Source organism: Pseudoxanthomonas sp. JBR18 (genome assembly GCF_028198165.1).
Lineage (GTDB): Bacteria > Pseudomonadota > Gammaproteobacteria > Xanthomonadales > Xanthomonadaceae > Pseudoxanthomonas_A.
The window spans coordinates 3538767-3555752 of record NZ_CP116339.1 but is presented as its reverse complement, the minus strand read 5'-3'; the positions used below and the strand labels follow the sequence as shown (position 1 = coordinate 3555752).

The following is a 16986-nucleotide window of genomic DNA, read 5'->3' as shown; positions in this document are numbered from 1 at the left end:
GACACACCATCATGACAAGCGCGTGTCAGCGCAGCCCGGTTTCTCCGCGGGCGATCAGCAGGCGCCGGATCTCGCTGGCGCCTTCGTAGATCTCGGTGATCTTGGCGTCGCGGTTGAGCGCTCCAGCAGACGTCGTCGAAAGACGACGTGCTGGCGCGCGGCAACCGCTCAGCGCAGCCCGGTCTCGCCGCGCGCAATCACCAGGCGCTGGATTTCTGAAGTGCCTTCATAGATCTCGGTGATCTTGGCGTCGCGAAAGTAGCGCTCCAGTGGCATTTCCTTTGAGTAGCCCATGCCGCCATGGATCTGCACGGCCTGGTGGGTAATCCACATGGCGCTCTCCGAAGCGGTGAGCTTGGCGATGGCCGCCTCGCTGCTGAAGGGCTTGCCCTGCTGCTTGAGCCAGGCCGCGCGCAGCGTCAGCAGCAGCGAAGCATCCAGCTTGCACTTCATGTCGGCGATCTTGGCCTGGGTCATCTGGAAGGTGCCGATGGCCGCGCCGAAGGCCTTGCGCTCCTTCACGTACGCCAGCGTCGCTTCATAGGCGGCGCGGGCGATGCCGATGGCCTGCGAGGCGATACCGATACGGCCCGCGTCCAGCACCCCCATGGCGATCTTGAAACCCTGCCCTTCCTCGCCGACGACTTCGGCCGGCTGGGCGACGTAATCGTTGAACTCGATCTCGCAGGTGGCCGAGGCGCGGATGCCCAGCTTGGGCTCGGTCTTGCCGCGCCCAAAGCCCGCACGCTCGGTATCGACGATGAAGGCGGTGATGCCGCGCGCGCCCTTGTCCGGGTCGGTCATGGCGAACAGCACGATGTACTTGGCCACCGGGCCGGAGGTGATCCAGCTCTTCTTGCCATTGATCACGAAGGTCCCGTCGGCCTGCCTGATTGCGCGGCAGCGCATCGCGGTCGCGTCCGAGCCTGACTGCGGCTCGGTCAGGGCGAAGGCACCGATCTGGCTGCCGTCGGCGATGGCGCGCACATAGGTCTGCCTCTGCGCCTCGCTGCCGAACTTGAGCAGGCCGGTGCAGTACAGCGAGTTGTTGACCGACATGATGGTCGAGTGCGCCGCGTCGCCGGCAGCGACTTCGATCATCGCCAGCACGTAGCAGATCGGATCCATGCCCGCGCCGCCGTACTCGTCGGGCACCTCGATGCCCATCAAGCCGTTTTCGCCCAGCAGCTGGATGTTCTCCAGCGGGAACTCGCCGGTCCTGTCGAAATGTTCGGCGCTGGGCGCGATCTTCTCCTGGGCGATCCGGCGGGCCACGTCCTGGATCATCAGCTGCTCTTCGGTGTATCCGAAATCCACGGTCTTTCCCTTCCAAAAGCTGCGGTGGCCGCGATTGTAGCCGACCACCATGCGGCTGCGTATGGAATTGACCCAGAGCGCCTTCGCCATCAAAATATCTCGCCATCGCGATATAGAGATAAATGATGGATCTCGAAGCCTGGTCTGCCCGGCTCAAAGTCTTTGCCGATGCCACGCGCGTGCGCCTGCTGGCCCTGCTGGCCGGCGAGGAACTGACCGTGGCCGAGCTCTCGGCGATCACCCGCCTGGCCCAGCCGCGCGTGTCCACGCATCTGGCCAAGCTCAAGGATGCCGGCCTGGTGCGCGACCGTCGCGCCGGCGTCTCGGCCTACTACCGCTTCGACGAGGACAACCTGGATCCGTCCCAGCGCGACCTGTGGCGCAGTCTGCGCGCCGGCAGCGACGATCCTCTGCTGCGCCAGGACGCAGAGCGCGTGGCCGAAGTCCTGGCCGCGCGCGCGGCCACCCAGAACTGGGCCGACAGCGTGGCCGGCGACATGGAGCGCCATTACTCGCCCGGCCGCACCTGGGAGGCGCTGGCGCGGACCGCGCTGCCGCTGCTGGAAACCGGCGACGTGCTGGACATCGCCTCCGGCGATGGCGTGCTGGCCGAACTGCTCTCCCCGCATTCGCACCGCTATGTCTGCGTGGACACCAGCGCGCGCGTGGTCGCCGCCGCCGGCGAGCGCCTGCGTCGCTTTCCAAATGTGGAGGTGCGCGAGGGTGACATGCATGCCCTGCCTTTCGAGGCCGACACCTTCGACCTGGTCGTGCTGATGCACGCCCTGACCTATTCCGAGCAGCCGGCCAAGGCCGTGGCCGAGGCCGCGCGCGTGCTGCGCCCGGGCGGCAAGCTGCTGCTGTCCAGCCTGGGCAAGCACGAACACCAGTCGGTGGTGACCGCCTACGGCCACGTCAACCTGGGGTTTTCCGACGCCGAACTGCGCCGTTTCGCGACCAAGGCCGGCCTGCAGGTCGCCAGCCTGCAAGTGGTCACCCGCGAACGCCGTCCGCCCCATTTCGAAGTCATCTCGCTGACCGGCATCAAGCCGTGAGGAGCGCCGCATGAGCACCACCCAATCCCTGCCCTGGCTCAACCCCGCCCGTACCCAGCAGCTGCTGGACGCACTGGCCAGCCGTATCCTGATCATCGACGGGGCGATGGGCACCATGATCCAGCGTCACAAGCTGGAGGAAGCCGATTACCGTGGCGAACGCTTCGCCGGCGGCTTCGACAGCCAGCATGCCGAGGAAGGCCACGTGCACGGCCCGGGCTGCGACCACGGCCATGACCTCAAAGGCAACAACGACCTGCTGCTGCTCAGCAATCCGCAGGTCATCGCCGGGGTGCACACCGCGTATCTCGAAGCCGGTGCCGACCTGCTGGAGACCAATACCTTCAACGCCACCTCGGTCAGCCAGGCCGACTACCACCTGGAGCACCTGGTCTACGAGTTGAACAAGGAAGGCGCGCGCATCGCGCGCGAATGCTGCGACGCGATTGAAGCCAAGACGCCGGACAAGCCGCGCTTCGTGATCGGCGTGGTCGGGCCGACCAGTCGCACCGCCTCGATCAGCCCGGATGTCAACGATCCAGGCTTTCGCAACACCAGCTTCGACGCGCTGCGCGTGACCTACCGCGAGGCGGTCGACGGCCTGATCGACGGCGGCGCCGACACGATCATGGTCGAGACCATCTTCGACACGCTCAACGCCAAGGCCGCGCTGTTCGCCATCGAGGAAGCCTTCGATGCGCGCGGCGCGCGGCTGCCGGTGATGATCTCCGGCACCATCACCGATGCCTCCGGGCGCACACTGTCGGGCCAGACCGCCGAGGCCTTCTACACCTCGCTGATGCACGCTCGCCCGCTGTCGATCGGCCTGAACTGCGCACTGGGTGCCAAGGACCTGCGACCGCACGTGGAAACCCTGTCTAGCGTGGCCGACTGCTACGTCAGCGCGCATCCCAACGCCGGCCTGCCCAACGCCTTCGGCGAATACGACGAGACCCCGGAGGAAATGGCCGAGACGTTGCACGAGTTCGCCACCGCCGGCCTGCTCAACCTGGTCGGCGGCTGCTGCGGTACCTCGCCGGACCATATCCGCGCGATCGCCCAGGCCGTGGTCGGGATCGCCCCGCGCGCCCTGCCCCAGCGCCTGGCCGACGCCGCCTGATCCTCATGCACCTGCTCCGCTACCCGAATCTGGTCGCCGTATGACTTCTCCCCGCTATACCCGTCTGTCCGGCCTGGAACCGCTGGTCATCACCCCGCAGCTGCTGTTCGTCAATGTCGGCGAGCGCACCAACGTCACCGGCAGCGCGCAGTTCCGCAAGATGGTCAAGGAAGAGCGCTACGAAGACGCGGTCGAGGTCGCCCGCCAGCAGGTGGAGAGCGGCGCGCAGATCCTCGACGTCAACATGGACGAGGGCCTGATCGATTCGGAAAAGGCCATGGTGCGCTACCTCAACCTGATCGCCTCCGAGCCGGACATCGCCCGCATCCCGGTGATGGTCGACAGTTCCAAGTGGAGCGTGATCGAGGCCGGCCTGCAGTGCCTGCAGGGCAAGGGCGTGGTCAATTCGATCTCGCTCAAGGAGGGCGAGGCCGCCTTCATCGAACACGCGCGCAAGGTGCTGCGCTATGGCGCGGCCGCGGTGGTGATGGCCTTCGACGAAACCGGCCAGGCCGATACCTGCGCGCGCAAGGTCGAGATCTGCACGCGCGCCTACAGGATCCTCACCGAGCAGGTCGGCTTCCCGCCCGAAGACATCATCTTCGACCCCAACATCTTCGCCGTGGCCACCGGCATCGAGGAGCACGACAACTACGCGGTGGACTTCATCGAAGCCACGCGCATCATCAAGCAGACCCTGCCGCACTGCCACGTGTCCGGCGGCGTGTCCAACGTGTCCTTCTCCTTCCGCGGCAACGAGACCGTGCGCGCGGCGATCCACTCGGTGTTCCTGTACCACGCCATCAAGGCCGGCATGGACATGGGCATCGTCAACGCCGGCGCGCTGCCGATCTACGACGATCTGGAGCCGGAACTGCGCGAGCGCGTGGAGGACGTGATCCTCAACCGCCGCAAGGACGGCACCGAGCGTCTGCTGGAGATCGCCGAACGCTACAAGGGCAAGAAGGGCGAAAAGAAGGTCGAGGACCTGGCCTGGCGCAGCAAATCGGTGCGCGAGCGTCTGGCCCACGCCCTGGTCCACGGCATCGACGCTTTTGTCGAGACCGATACCGAGGAAGCCCGGGCCGAGGCGACCCGCCCGCTGGACGTCATCGAAGGCCCGCTGATGGATGGCATGAACGTGGTCGGCGACCTGTTCGGTGCCGGCAAGATGTTCCTGCCCCAGGTGGTCAAGTCCGCCCGGGTGATGAAGAAGGCCGTGGCCTACCTGCTGCCCTTCATCGAGGAGGAAAAGCTGCGCACCGGCGATGCCGGCCAGTCCAACGGCAAGATCATCATGGCCACGGTCAAGGGCGACGTGCACGACATCGGCAAGAACATCGTCGGCGTGGTCCTGGCCTGCAACAACTTCGACGTTGTCGACCTGGGCGTGATGGTGCCGACCCAGACCATCCTGGACCGCGCCAAGGCGGAGAACGCCGACATCATCGGCCTGTCCGGGTTGATCACGCCCTCGCTGGAGGAAATGACCCACGTGGCGCGCGAGATGCAACGTCAGGGCTTCCAGATGCCGCTGATGATCGGCGGGGCCACCACTTCGCGCGCGCACACCGCGCTGAAGATCGACCCGCACTACAGCGCGCCGACGGTCTGGGTGAAGGACGCCTCGCGCGCGGTCGGCGTGGCCCAGTCACTGATCTCGCGCGACATGCGCGCGGCCTTCGTCGCGGCCAACGATGCAGACTACGCCGAGATCCGCCAGCGCCACGCCAACCGCGGCGACGCCAAGCGCCTGGTGTCCCTGAGCAAGGCGCGCGGTCAGAAATTCGATGGCGGCTGGGACAGCTACACCCCGCCGACGCCGGCCAAGCCGGGCATCACGGTGTTCGAGGATTATCCGCTGGCCGAGCTGGTGGCACTGATCGACTGGACGCCGTTCTTCCAGGCCTGGGAACTGGCCGGCAAGTATCCGGCCATCCTCACCGACGAGGTCGTCGGCCCGCAGGCGACCGAGTTGTTCGCCGATGCCCAGGCCATGCTCAAGCAGATCGTCAAGGAGAAGTGGCTGACGGCCAAGGCTGTGTTCGGCCTGTGGCCGGCCAACAGCATCGGCGACGACGTGGTGCTGCAGCACGAGCGCGGTCCGTCGACCTTGCGCTTCCTGCGCCAGCAGGTCGACAAGCCGGCCGATCGCCCGGATTTCTGCCTGGCCGACTTCATCGCGCCGAAGGACAGCGGCAAGCAGGACTGGATCGGCGCGTTCGCCGTCACCGCCGGCATCGGCATCGAGCCGCACGTGGCGCGCTTCGAGGCGCAGCACGACGACTACAACGCGATCCTGCTCAAGGCGCTGGCCGACCGCCTGGCCGAAGCCCTGGCCGAGCGCCTGCACCAGCGCGTGCGCACCGAGTTCTGGGGTTACGACACGGGCGAGACGCTGGACAACGAGGCGCTGATCGCCGAGAAGTACCACGGCATCCGCCCGGCCCCGGGCTACCCGGCCTGCCCGGAACACAGCGAGAAGGGCCTGCTGTTCGACCTGCTCGACGCGCCCGGCAACGCCGGCATAACCCTGACCGAGAGCTTCGCGATGCTGCCCACCGCGGCAGTCTCCGGCTATTACTTCAGCCATCCCAAGTCGCAGTATTTCGTGGTTGGCCGGGTGTCCAAGGAGCAGGCGCTGGACTACGCCAAGCGCAAGGGCGTCGAGCTGACCCAGGTCGAGCGCTGGCTGGCCTCCAATCTGGACTACGACCCGGATTGATCGCGTTGTACCGGCTGCCACGCGTGGCCGGACGCCCATCTCAGGCGCTGGCGGCCACGCGACGCTCAGTTCATGATGACGGTCATCATCATGAACTGAGGCGCACCTCACATTGCGTTGCGCTAATACGCATCGCCGCATGGCCGCGATGTCCGCTTCTGCACAATGTCCACGTCACTATCCACGCAACGACAGCGAGCGTGAGGGCGGCACGAATCGCAAGGAATTGCCATTACAAGGAGTCATCCGGCAATGTGCGTGGCGATTCGCTTATTCGGCCCGGTCAGCGTGACCATGGGCACACACACGATCGAGCTGGCCGGGCGCTGCGCCGATCTGCTGGCTTATCTCGCCCTCGGACGTGGACGCGCGGTGGCGCGCTCGGACGTGGACGCGCGGTGGCGCGCTCGGACTTGCTTGAGCAGGTCTGGGCCGACCGTGGCGACGACACGCGCATGGGCTCGTTCAATACCGCACTGTGGCGCCTGCGCCAACGACTGCGCAGGGCCGGCGACATCGTGCACTGCGATGGGCGCACCTTGTCCTTCAATCCAGCCTTGCAGGTCCAGGTGGACTTGATGACATTCGAATCGGCACTGGCCGCAGCGCATGCTCCGGACCTGAGCACGGCTCAGCGCCGTATGCGGCTGCGCGATGCGATCGCGCTGCGCGGTGAGGATCTGTTGACCGGCATGGACCAAGATTGGGCACTGCGCGAACGCGAGCGCTATCGGCGCAATTGGCTCGATGCGTTGGGTTGGCTGATGGCGCTCTCGGCTGAGGCTGGCGAACATGGTCAGGTAATCGAATGCGGACGGGCGATCCTGGCACGCGAGCCATTGCGCGAAGACGTGCATCGCGCCTTGATGCGAGCCTATGTGGCGGCCGGCCAACGCGCGACCGCCTTATTGCAGTTCGAAACCTGTCGCGCGCTGCTGCGCCGTGAGTTGGCCATCCAACCCATGCCCGAGACGATCGCCATGTACCAGCACATCGCCGAGGCGGCAGTCTGCCGCGTCGCGGACATGGTGCCGTTGCCAGTCGCAACGACCCTTGCTATCGACATCGCGCCGCAGACGCAGTTGAGTACCTGTGTCACCCTGGCCCGTCAGCATCTGGATTCGGCTGACATGCAACTGCGCCAAGTCCTGGCGATCTCCTGCCGCTGAACCACGCTGGTCCCGGGAAAAGCGCCACTTACGTGACGCTTTCTTTTTGTGTGCGTGCCTTACGCCGGCTGGCCGGCGCGGTGATCGAAAAGTGAGTCAGGGGTGTTCCCGCGGTGATCGAGCGGTGATCGAAGCGGCGCAGGGTAAAGCCATGGATCGCGCAGGACCTTCCGATGCCGGGGACGCCACACCGCAGTGCCGCCTTCATCGTGAGGATCTGGCACGAGCACGGCGATACCGGAGCGCCCGCCATGCGCGGCTATGTCGAACACGTTCCGACCGGCGCCACCACGCACTTCCGCTGCTACGAACGACTACTTGCCTTCATCAACGCGCACGCCAGCCCACCGACGACGGGCACACCCCCTGAGGGCGCGGTTCGGCCGTGAACCACACGCCGGTGCGGTCACGGTGCCGGTCTTTTCCAACCGAGGACAAGCAGATGAGCCAGAACTACCAGATCCTGCGCGGCGCGCTGCGCAGCGAGTACGCCGAGGTCGACGATGAGGTGATCGAACAGGTCGTCACCGATCTGTATGGCCCGGGAGTCAGCGCAAATGATGCCGAGGATTTCCTTGGCGGCATCGGCAACGCGTTCTCCAATTTCGGACGCGGTGTGGCGCATGTCGCCAGGCAGGCCGCGCCGGTGCTGGGAAATGCGCTGCCCGGCATCGCCTCCGGCGCGGCGACCGGTGCCGCGCTCGGACCTTGGGGCGCCCTGGCGGGTGCGGCGATCGGTGGCGTCAGCAGCGCGCTCAGTGGCGGTGGACGCCATGATGGCGGGCACGGTGCGTCGGGCGCAGGCAGTCCGGCGCGCATCGCCGGAGCGACACGCTCGGCAACGACGGCCCGCACCGGACAACTCGGCCAGATCGCCAGGATTGCCGGTCCCGCGTTGGCCGGCATGACTTCCGGCGGCGCGGCCATCGCGTCAAGGCCCGGCGGCGTCGGTGGCCAGATCGCCGGTTTGCTGGCGCGGCCGGAGGTGCAACGGGCGCTGACCTCGCAACTGCTTGGGCCCTTGGGCCGCACGCAGGTCAGCGTCGGTGGCACGCCAGTGCCAACGAGCGCCGTCATGAACATGCTGGGCTCGTTGTTCGCACAGGCCGCGCATGAGTCGAGCGGCGCCGACGAATCCATGCCGGTCTACCTCATGAACGACGCCGGCGAATTCGCCGTGGATGCCGCCGATCCCGATGCGCGCGCCGATTGGCTCGCCCAGCTCTTTTCCAATACGCGGCCACCACGATCTGCGTCGAAACACGCCGATGTCCGCCAGATCGAGGAAGCGTTCTACGTCGAAGATCAGGCCGGCCCAGACGAGCAATGGAACGAAGACTGGCAGGACAACTGGGAGCAGGCCGATGCCTACGACGATGACCGGGTGACCTACGCATGAACGTTGCCGATCTACTCAACGCATCGTCGGCCGGCACGCAAGTCGAGGGCGGCATTGATCCGGACATGCAGAGCGATCTATTGGCCACGCTCGAGCGCGAGGATCCCCGCATGGCCGCGCTGTGCCGATTGTTCGCTCAACGCCAGGCCCAGGCTGCGCAAACACTGCAAACGCAGCAAGCCGTGGACGGAGCTGACCAGACCGAATGCGAGCACGACCTGCTGGAACTGCAAGATCGCCATGATCGTCTGCGCCGCAGCGCCCGGGCCCTGCGTAGCGCGCTGACGGATCAACAGGACCGCCTGGAGATCTGCGCCGCGGCGCTGGGCGCGTGCTTGGCGTGCTGGGGCGAGCGCACCGACTGTCCACACTGCGCCGGCCGTGGTCGTGGCGGTTGGCAGCCGCCGGATCCGGCGCTCTACGCACGACTGGTGGCACCCGCGGCGCGCCGTCTGGCAAGCCGCGACGCGGCTCTCGTTGCAGCACCCGCTTTCAATTCCGACCCCGATCGCGCCGGCCGCGGCTCCGCCGCCGCGCCGCTCGACTGACCGGCGCCACCGCGCCTTTTCCCCAGCAAGGAGATCTGCCATGTACGAGTACGAAGACGCCATCGCCGAATACGATGAATACGAGGACTACGACGAAGCGGCCAGGCCGCGCTTCCGGCCACGTCCGGTCGCGGTACCACGTCGCGGCAACGTGGTCCCCGCCGCCAATTCCAGCCGTCCGGTCACCCATGCCGATCTGGTCAACGCCAGCCGCCGGCTGGACGAGAAGATCGGCACCAACGCACGCGCGATCAAGTCGATCGAATCGCGGGTCAACACCGTCGCCACGCAGACCGGCCGCCAGGCCAAGGCGATGGAGGAAATCCAGGGCGACGTCAAGTCCCTGCGCGAAGTGTCCATGCTGCTGCCGCTGCTGAGCACCCAGAAGACCGCCAATGTCAGCGGCACCGAGGTCCTGGTGCCGACCAACGACACCTTCAGCCGGATGCTGCCGATCCTGCTGATGTCTGGCGGCGGCGGCCTGACCGGATCGCCTGGCACGACCGACACCACGGGGCTGGGCGGCATCGGCCTGCCGCTGCTGCTGGTCATGGCGATGCAGAAGTGAGCCGCCCCATCACGCTACCGCTGAGGAACACGCCATGAGTCAGCTCATCCAGTTACTGATCGGTAAGGAACTCGCACGCAGCAAGGGCATCGAGGAACCGGCGGACCAGTTCCGCATCGGCGCGGTCGCCGCGCTGATGTCCCAGCCGGTGCTTGGCCTGGTCCTGGCCAATGCGATGGCCGATCGCCAAGCACCGGTCGTGCGCAAGGCCGGGACCGAGCATCAGGACTCGTCGGAGGCTTCGGCCGCGACCGGAAGCACGCTCCCCGCACCGGCCGGCAAGTCATCCCGGTCCTGAGGCAGGCCCGGCGCACCGCACAGCGGGCGGCCTGGCGCCGCCCGCGACTTCCTTCCTTCAACCATCGAGCACGGCAATGGACCCGGCCCTGCAGGAACTGCTCCGCGTTGGCAACGAGCACGATGCGATCTCGGCGATCGTCCGTCTCGATCCACTCGCCCCGCTGCCCGATCGCATCCGCCTCGTCGTCCGCTTCGGTGACATCGCCACCGTGCGCGTGCGACGCGGGGATGTGGCCGAATCCTACGCTTGCGAAGCGGTGGCCAGCTTCAAGGCGCCGTATCGACTGATGCCCGAACCGGCGGCAAGCCTGGCCACCGACACCACGGTCGCCGACGCAACGGATCTGCGCCGCCGCGATGACTGGCCGACCGGAGACGGTGTGCTGATCGCCGCACTGGACTGGGGGTTTGACTTCACCCATCCGGACTTTCGCCATCCCGATGGCAGTACGCGTCTGCGTGCGTTGTGGGATCAGAGCGCCAGCTACGATCCGGCGCATCCTAACCTCTATGGCTATGGCCGCATCCATCTGCGCCAGGACATCGACCGTGCCCTGGCCAGCGAGGCTCCGTTCCGCGCCCTGGGCTACGACCCGCGCCGCAGCGACCACGGCCCCGGCGCGCATGCCACCCATGTAATGGGGATCGCCGCAGGCAATGGACGGGTCGCACCTGTCGGGGTGGCGCCGCAGGCCGAACTTGCCTTCGTCCAATTGGCTCCCAGCAATGGACGGCCTGGCCGCGCACCGCTCACCGACTCGCCTGCGGTGCTGGAGGGCCTGCACTTCATCGACACTTTGGCAGGCGCCGACGCGGCCTGCATCAACATGAGCCTGGGGACCCACTGCGGGCCGCACGATGGTACTGCCCTGGTCGAACAAGGCATCGATGCGTTTCTGCAGGCGCGACCCGATCGCATCGTGGTGCAGAGCACCGGCAATTATTTCGCGCGCCGGATCCACGCCAGCGGTCGCCTTGGAAATGGCCAGACCGCGCTGCTTCCGATCCTGATCGATCAAAACGACACCACTGCCAACGACATCGAGATCTGGTACCGCGGCTGCGACGCAGTCGATGCGCGCGTGATGGCGCCGGATGGCCGCATGCTCTGCACCGTCCCGCTCGGCGCGAAAGCCGCTGTGATCGATAACGGAATCGAAATAGGCCGGCTCTACCATCGCCGCCACGATCCCAACAACGGCGACCACCAGATCACGCTGCGGCTGGACGCGCCGGCCGCAGCCGGCCGATGGACGCTCGCTCTGGATGGCCGCCAGATCGCCGATGGGCACTGGCATGCGTGGATCGAGCGCGATTCGCAATGTGCCGCATGCCAGTCCCACTTTCCCGACACGCGCGCGGCGACCGGCTCGACCACCGGCTCGATCTGCAATGGCCATCGCACCTTGGTGGTGGGTGCCTACGACGCACGTGCCGCCGACGCTCCGCTCGCCCGATTCAGCAGTTCTGGCCCGACCCGCGATGGTCGGACCAAGCCCGATCTGCTCGCCCCTGGCGTGCGCGTGCTGTCTGCGCGCTCGGCCAGCCGGCGCGAGCCGAGCCAGGCCCGTGCGGTGCGCATGTCAGGTACCAGCATGGCCGCACCGCACGTCACCGGCGCGGCCGCGCTGCTCTTTCAGGCCGGTGGCGCCACCCTGGGCCATGCCCGTATCCGCGCGCTGCTGTGCGACAGCGCCACGCCATACAGGACGCTGAACGCCGCCGATCGATTGCGCGCGGGCGCCGGACGCCTGGATATCGGGGCCGCGCTCTCCGCCTTGCGCGCAACCGCCACTCCCCGCCCCTCCCTGCTCAAGGAGCAGCTCATGGACACCTTGCATCCGACTGATGACCACAATGCTGCACCCTCACACCCTCCGACAGACGCGATCCCGACAGATCAGCAAGCACGCGCGGTGCTGGAAGTGGTCCAGGCCGTGGTCGACACGCAGGCCGACGACGCACCGGAGGACGCTGTGGAGTATGTCGTACGTCGTCGGCGCGCGGCCGGTCCGATCATCGCGCCGGTGATCGGACCCGGGGGTGTCGGCGCCGCGCTGGTCACGCCCATGGGATCAGGCATCGGACTGGCCATCCCGGTCGGAGCGGCAGCGCCGGCGACGGCCCCGACGCAAAGTCCGCCCATCGCACCGCCGCCATGCGCCTGCGCGCATGGCGCGCCCACGCCGATCCCGGATGTACCGGTGACCGTGGCCTCGGATGCACCGACCATCACCGACGCGGTCGAGCAAGAGGCTCCGTGGCTGGTTACCGAACGTGATGCCGCCCAGGCGGCGGACTCCTACCTGGCGGCCAATGCATTTGAGTACACAGGCGAGGCAGTCGAAGATGCCGATGATGGACGCCAGGCCCAAGCCTGGTCACGCTCGACCGCTTGGCCGGTGCCGGCCGCCGAGTACGACGAGATTGCCGAATCGGCGGTAGCCGAGGCCCCAACGCAATCGTCTGCCCGCTTCGTGAGCGAGTTGCTGGCCCGTGCCGCCCATGCCGAGCACGACCGATTCGATCCAGATGCGCCGGGCGCTGCCCGGCTGCCGGCCAGACTGTTCGATCATTTCAGCGGTCGGCGTCCGGGCCTGCCCGACACCTTGGCCAGGCAGTTCGACCTGGTCGCCGCGCCTGGGCAACAAGCACCGGCCATGGCCACCGGTGATTGGCTGTTACGACGCAGCGACGGTACGCATGCACAGCTGTCGGTGCTCGCCGCTCCAGGGCTGTGGCGTGGACCGGCCCTGCGCGAAAACGGCTTTCGCTTGGAAGGCAGGCATCGTGACGGCGGCTTTGTCCATGTCATCGAACCAGGCCACCGCCCGGCCCTGCGCGATGATCGCTTCGCGCGCAGGGTCACCGATACCGCCCAACGCGTGCTTCCCGACACGCTGGTGCTGCGGCCCCGCCTGCCCAATGAGCAGACTTCCTGGAGCGAGGAGGTCGAGTCGGTCGATGCGCGTTGGATCCAGCAGGCGCTCAACCGCGCGCTTGGGATCCAGCTCACCGTCGATGGCGTCATCGGGGCGCAATCGCGTGCGGCTATCCTTGCCTTTCAGCAACAGCAGGGCCTGGTCGCCGACGGCATTGTCGGGCCGCGGACCGAAGCGGCCCTGCGCCAGGCCAGCGGATCGACAGCCACCACCCACCAGTCGCTGGTCCCGGCCGCACCTTCCGGCGGCGTCGGTGATACCACCGACTGCACGACCCTGGATGGCTTTGCTCAGGGACGCGACACCCTGCTGCCGACGCACCACACCCAGCTCATCGCCCTGGCCCGGCGTATCCAGCGCGAACGGATCGGATTGGTCGAGATTACCGGTTTCGCCAGCAGCGAGGGCGAAGAGATCAACAACTTCACCCTGGGGTTGCGTCGCGCCGAAAGCGTCAGGCGCGGACTGCAGGAGACCCTGGAACGGATGCGGCCAGGCAGCAGCACCGGGGTGGCGATGATGCCGCTGAGCCGTGGCGAGAGCAGTCAGATCGCCGATGGGGATCGTCCGCGCAACCGCCGCGTGCAGGTCTGCCTGCGCCGTCCTGTTCCGGTGCCAGTTCCACCGCGACCAGTAACGCAAACCAAGGTGTTCCAGATCACCGGCAAGAGCTTCATCGCCACGATCGGATCAAACATCGGCTCGCTCGACTGCAGCGCGTCGATCGGCCCGATCCCCATTCCTGGTTCCTCGACCGCCGCCAACGCTGCGCTGCATGGCCTGGCCCTGGCGACCGACGCGTCATTCCAGGAGAACCCGACCAGTCAGGACCGGTTCCGCGCGCCACCGCCGGAGGGCAAGGGTTACCGGCTGTTTTCCCAAGGTCAGGTGCAGGCCACCTTCCGTGGCGCCGACCTGCTGTCGGTTGGACTGCGCGGTGCGCTGGACACCGACGCTGGCAAGGAGTGCTTGCCAAGCCTGCCGGCATGTCTGCAGGCACCACCACTGATCATCGATCAACCATTCTCGACACGGCGCATCGATGCTTCGCGGATCCGCTTCCGCTGGGGCGTCAAGGGCGAACCGCACCAGTTGGCCAAAGCTCCGTTCGATGTGATCTGCCGGCGTCCTTCGGTTTTCATTTGGCACGAGATCATCGGCACGATCGACGTCTCCAGCGGGGTCCCGTTGATCACTTCGCTTTTCATCCAAGGCAGCCGGTTTCCCTCTCACCGCTGCTGGCTAGACGGTGTGGTGCAGAATTCGGTTCGACAAGGACCGATGTCCAACCTGTGGGACGGCAGCGCCAGCGATCCGACGCGGGTCCGCTGACCTAATCAACCCAACACATTGGTTCCAGCAGACGCGTTACACAACGGCAGCCGCTTGACCGGGGTCATAGCGATGGCCCCGCATATCCGAGCGTTCAAGCCTCTGGGCGCTACGTGTCGACAAGGACGCGGCCGGGAACACGACCGGGAAGCGATACAGATGCCGGCCCTCACCGCGATCCTCGCCGTAGGCATCGAGGATCTGCTGCGCCAAGACCGGGTTGGGAAAATCCTGTCCGCGCACGGTGAACCACGGCACGTTGCGCGGCACCAGCGGATGCCTCAATTCAGGCAACGTGGCCGCGATCGCCTGCTCGATCTGGTCAAACGTCTTCCCGGCTGCCACGCCCTGCTCATACAGCGCGCGGGCCTTGGGTTGCGTCGCTGCCTTCTGGGTCAACACCTTGATGCCCGCACGAATCTTGCCGGCGGTGGGGATACGGACGTTCCCCTGCCCCAGCACGGTGGCCGGCAGCGTGGACGGAACCAGCGGATGGATGGTGTTCATGGAGTGACGCCTGGAATACCGAGTCATATCGGCAATTCGATGTTCTCTTGGCCTCTCGCCCCATCAAACCCAAGAACACGCGACGGCGCGTGCCTGCCTCTGCCAGAGGACATATCGTTATGACGAACGATTGCCGGGTCCGACGGCGTCGCAGGCAGCCCGATCAGGCGGATCGGCTAGAATCCCGACTGCCGGATCATCGCCATCTCGCCCACCCCACCCATCCGGCCTGCAGGACGTCGTCATGTCGCCCAATGCCTTCGCCTTGGTCGAGTTGCTCATCTCCGAACGCAGTTCCCTGGCACGCTTCCTCCGGCGCTACCTCGACCCGGCGAGTACCGAGGACACCCTTCAGAACATGTACCTGAAGGCCTGCGCCGTTCCGGGCGATCCGCCGATCCAGGACACACGCGGCTATCTGTACCGGATGGCCTACCACCACGCGATCAACCGCGGACAGAGTGAGGCGCGCGAACGCCAGCATCTGTCCGACAGCAGCGAACTTGCCGAATTGCCAGGTCTCGACGGCGAGCAGACCGGCATCGACCAGGCCCAGTTGCGCGAGATCGCCAAGACCATCCTCGGCCTGCCCGAGCCGGTCCGCCGTGCGTTCGTCCTGAACCGCTACCTGGGCCTGTCCGATCGAGAAATCGCAGTCCGGATGGGCATTTCCAAGAGCCTGGTCGCCAGACACGTGCTGCGCGCCACCCTGTTAATCCGGCGGCACCATGGCAGTTGAGCCGATCGCCCCATAAAAAAGTGTGGACACACCCCCTCACTGAACTGTCCATAGCAATAGAACTGTCATCCGACAGCCCAACGGGTTCCAGTCCATGAATCACACGCCCCGTCCCTCGCCGCGTCACGCCAGGCAAGCCTTGAGATGGTTGCTCCGACAAGGATCGGGCGAGTTCGGCGCGCACGAACGCCGACAACTGGAAGCATGGCTGCAAGCCGATCCGCGCCACCGCATCGCCTTTGAGCAGGAAAAATCCTTCCTGCACAAAGTTGACCAGGCCCGCCCCGTGGTGCTGGCCGCGCTGCCGGATCTGGCGAGGGAGGCACATACCGCCGCACGCCCCACGCCCCGGCTGCGCCGTTGGCGCTCGCCAGCGCTGGCGTTGGCCACCGCTGCGGCGTTGGGAGTGGTATTCGTGTGGTCGCCAGCATGGTGGCTGGCGGCGCGCAGCGACATGCGCACCGGCGCCCAGCCGCAGTCTTTCACCCTGGAAGATGGCAGCGAGGTCTTTCTAGACGCCGACAGCGCCATGGCCCTGCGCTTCGACAAGAGTGCCCGCGACATCGAGCTGCTGCGCGGACGGGCCTGGTTCAACGTCTCCCACGAACCGCGGCCATTCCGGGTGGCCGCCCTCGACGGGAGCGTCCACGACATCGGCACGGCGTTCTCGGTCGTGCTGGAGGACGATCAAGTCATCACCGCCGTCAGCGAGGGCCGGGTCGAAGTGGCTGCGGTCCCCGTAGGACCTTGGGTCCAACTGGGTCAGGGCCAGCAGATCCGGTACCGAAAGGGAGAACTGATGTCCTCGACGCCGCAAGCGATCGCCACCAACGACGTCGCACCCTGGCGGCAGGGTGAAATCGTGCTGGATACCGTACCGGCCCGGCAGGCCATTGCCCAGATCGCCCGCTATCGGCGCGGACCGGTCTGGGTCATCGGCAGCCACGGCACGGATGAGCCGATCACCGCGATCTTCCATACCCGCAGCCCGAACGAGGCCATTCAGGCAGTCGCCAATCAGGCAGGCCTGACCGTGCGCAAGCTGCCGGGGGGCGCGCTGCTGCTGACCGCAGGATTGGGCTGAGCAGACGAGCTGAACCAGCTCGCCCCGCAGATCCGCCTCGCGCGCTCATCACGGTTCAGGGCGAGGGGACGAATCATCCGGAAATGAACGAAAGATAAATTCAGGCCGGACGACCCTCGACTCCACCCGCAGTACGGCGTGGACAAAAACGATTCTCATTTGTCTTTAACGGTATAGCCAG

General features: G+C 66.5%; 15 protein-coding genes. 12 read left to right on the top strand and 3 right to left on the bottom strand.

Annotated features, from left to right (window positions below):
* Window positions 1-25: 25 nt before the first annotated feature.
* Both PJ250_RS16185 and PJ250_RS16180 read right to left on the bottom strand, forming a co-directional pair.
* On the bottom strand, window positions 26-172 hold the full coding sequence (locus tag PJ250_RS16185; protein WP_271648677.1) for an acyl-CoA dehydrogenase family protein: 147 nt from the start codon (window positions 170-172) through the stop codon (window positions 26-28).
* Window positions 169-1317 carry an acyl-CoA dehydrogenase family protein gene (locus PJ250_RS16180; protein ID WP_271648676.1) on the bottom strand — a complete coding sequence of 383 codons (1149 nt, stop codon included), beginning with the start codon at window positions 1315-1317 and terminating at the stop codon, window positions 169-171. Before PJ250_RS16180 ends, PJ250_RS16185 begins: the two co-directional genes overlap by 4 nt.
* A 125-nt stretch (window positions 1318-1442) precedes the next feature.
* Here PJ250_RS16180 and PJ250_RS16175 point away from each other — a divergent pair, with 125 nt between their 5' ends.
* The 10 genes from PJ250_RS16175 (at window position 1443) to PJ250_RS16130 (ending at window position 14475) form a co-directional block, all read left to right on the top strand.
* On the top strand, window positions 1443-2372 hold the full coding sequence (locus PJ250_RS16175) for an ArsR/SmtB family transcription factor (protein WP_271645604.1): 930 nt from the start codon (window positions 1443-1445) through the stop codon (window positions 2370-2372).
* 10 nt (window positions 2373-2382) lie between these two features.
* On the top strand, window positions 2383-3492 hold the full coding sequence (locus PJ250_RS16170; RefSeq protein ID WP_271645603.1) for a homocysteine S-methyltransferase family protein: 1110 nt from the start codon (window positions 2383-2385) through the stop codon (window positions 3490-3492).
* Between the two features lie 40 nt (window positions 3493-3532).
* Entirely contained in the window at window positions 3533-6217 is a 2685-nt protein-coding gene (gene metH, locus PJ250_RS16165; RefSeq protein WP_271645602.1) for a methionine synthase, read from the top strand.
* A 254-nt stretch (window positions 6218-6471) separates the two neighbouring features.
* Complete coding sequence (locus PJ250_RS16160) at window positions 6472-7386, top strand: AfsR/SARP family transcriptional regulator (RefSeq protein ID WP_271645601.1); 915 nt, start codon at window positions 6472-6474, stop codon at window positions 7384-7386.
* A gap of 173 nt (window positions 7387-7559) precedes the next feature.
* Entirely contained in the window at window positions 7560-7775 is a 216-nt protein-coding gene (locus PJ250_RS16155; RefSeq protein WP_271645598.1) for a hypothetical protein, read from the top strand.
* A gap of 53 nt (window positions 7776-7828) precedes the next feature.
* The gene (locus tag PJ250_RS16150) at window positions 7829-8785 is read left to right on the top strand and encodes a hypothetical protein (RefSeq protein WP_271645597.1); all 957 of its coding nucleotides are present in this window, start codon (window positions 7829-7831) and stop codon (window positions 8783-8785) included.
* A complete protein-coding gene (locus tag PJ250_RS16145; protein WP_271645596.1) occupies window positions 8782-9333 on the top strand; it encodes a hypothetical protein in 552 nt (183 codons plus the stop codon). The genes PJ250_RS16150 and PJ250_RS16145 overlap by 4 nt, the downstream gene beginning before the upstream one ends.
* A gap of 40 nt (window positions 9334-9373) precedes the next feature.
* Window positions 9374-9901: a hypothetical protein gene (locus PJ250_RS16140; protein ID WP_271645595.1), complete on the top strand. Its 528-nt coding sequence runs from the start codon at window positions 9374-9376 to the stop codon at window positions 9899-9901.
* Window positions 9902-9935: 34 nt separating this feature from the next.
* On the top strand, window positions 9936-10199 hold the full coding sequence (locus PJ250_RS16135) for a hypothetical protein (protein WP_271645594.1): 264 nt from the start codon (window positions 9936-9938) through the stop codon (window positions 10197-10199).
* Window positions 10200-10275: 76 nt separating this feature from the next.
* On the top strand, window positions 10276-14475 hold the full coding sequence (locus PJ250_RS16130; RefSeq protein WP_271645593.1) for a S8 family serine peptidase: 4200 nt from the start codon (window positions 10276-10278) through the stop codon (window positions 14473-14475).
* 36 nt (window positions 14476-14511) lie between these two features.
* Here the strand turns inward: PJ250_RS16130 and PJ250_RS16125 are convergent, their stop codons facing one another.
* Entirely contained in the window at window positions 14512-14982 is a 471-nt protein-coding gene (locus PJ250_RS16125; RefSeq protein WP_271645592.1) for a recombination directionality factor, read from the bottom strand.
* A gap of 244 nt (window positions 14983-15226) precedes the next feature.
* On the opposite strand from PJ250_RS16125, the gene PJ250_RS16120 reads away from it, so the two are divergent.
* Together PJ250_RS16120 and PJ250_RS16115 are read left to right on the top strand one after the other, a co-directional pair.
* Complete coding sequence (locus PJ250_RS16120) at window positions 15227-15721, top strand: RNA polymerase sigma factor (RefSeq protein ID WP_271645591.1); 495 nt, start codon at window positions 15227-15229, stop codon at window positions 15719-15721.
* A gap of 94 nt (window positions 15722-15815) precedes the next feature.
* Window positions 15816-16805, top strand: a complete 990-nt coding sequence (locus PJ250_RS16115) for a FecR family protein (protein WP_271645590.1) — start codon at window positions 15816-15818, stop codon at window positions 16803-16805.
* Window positions 16806-16986: the final 181 nt, after the last annotated feature.

Excerpts from the sequence above, each read along its gene's own strand:
- PJ250_RS16125 (WP_271645592.1), bottom strand. The coding sequence starts at position 14,982 with ATGAACACCATCCATCCGCTGGTTCCGTCCACGCTGCCGGCCACCGTG.
- metH (WP_271645602.1), top strand. The coding sequence starts at position 3,533 with ATGACTTCTCCCCGCTATACCCGTCTGTCCGGCCTGGAACCGCTGGTC.
- PJ250_RS16170 (WP_271645603.1), top strand. The coding sequence starts at position 2,383 with ATGAGCACCACCCAATCCCTGCCCTGGCTCAACCCCGCCCGTACCCAG.
- PJ250_RS16140 (WP_271645595.1), top strand. The coding sequence starts at position 9,374 with ATGTACGAGTACGAAGACGCCATCGCCGAATACGATGAATACGAGGAC.
- PJ250_RS16155 (WP_271645598.1), top strand. The coding sequence starts at position 7,560 with ATGCCGGGGACGCCACACCGCAGTGCCGCCTTCATCGTGAGGATCTGG.
- PJ250_RS16115 (WP_271645590.1), top strand. The coding sequence starts at position 15,816 with ATGAATCACACGCCCCGTCCCTCGCCGCGTCACGCCAGGCAAGCCTTG.
- PJ250_RS16130 (WP_271645593.1), top strand. The coding sequence starts at position 10,276 with ATGGACCCGGCCCTGCAGGAACTGCTCCGCGTTGGCAACGAGCACGAT.
- PJ250_RS16145 (WP_271645596.1), top strand. The coding sequence starts at position 8,782 with ATGAACGTTGCCGATCTACTCAACGCATCGTCGGCCGGCACGCAAGTC.
- PJ250_RS16175 (WP_271645604.1), top strand. The coding sequence starts at position 1,443 with ATGGATCTCGAAGCCTGGTCTGCCCGGCTCAAAGTCTTTGCCGATGCC.
- PJ250_RS16120 (WP_271645591.1), top strand. The coding sequence starts at position 15,227 with ATGTCGCCCAATGCCTTCGCCTTGGTCGAGTTGCTCATCTCCGAACGC.
- PJ250_RS16135 (WP_271645594.1), top strand. The coding sequence starts at position 9,936 with ATGAGTCAGCTCATCCAGTTACTGATCGGTAAGGAACTCGCACGCAGC.
- PJ250_RS16150 (WP_271645597.1), top strand. The coding sequence starts at position 7,829 with ATGAGCCAGAACTACCAGATCCTGCGCGGCGCGCTGCGCAGCGAGTAC.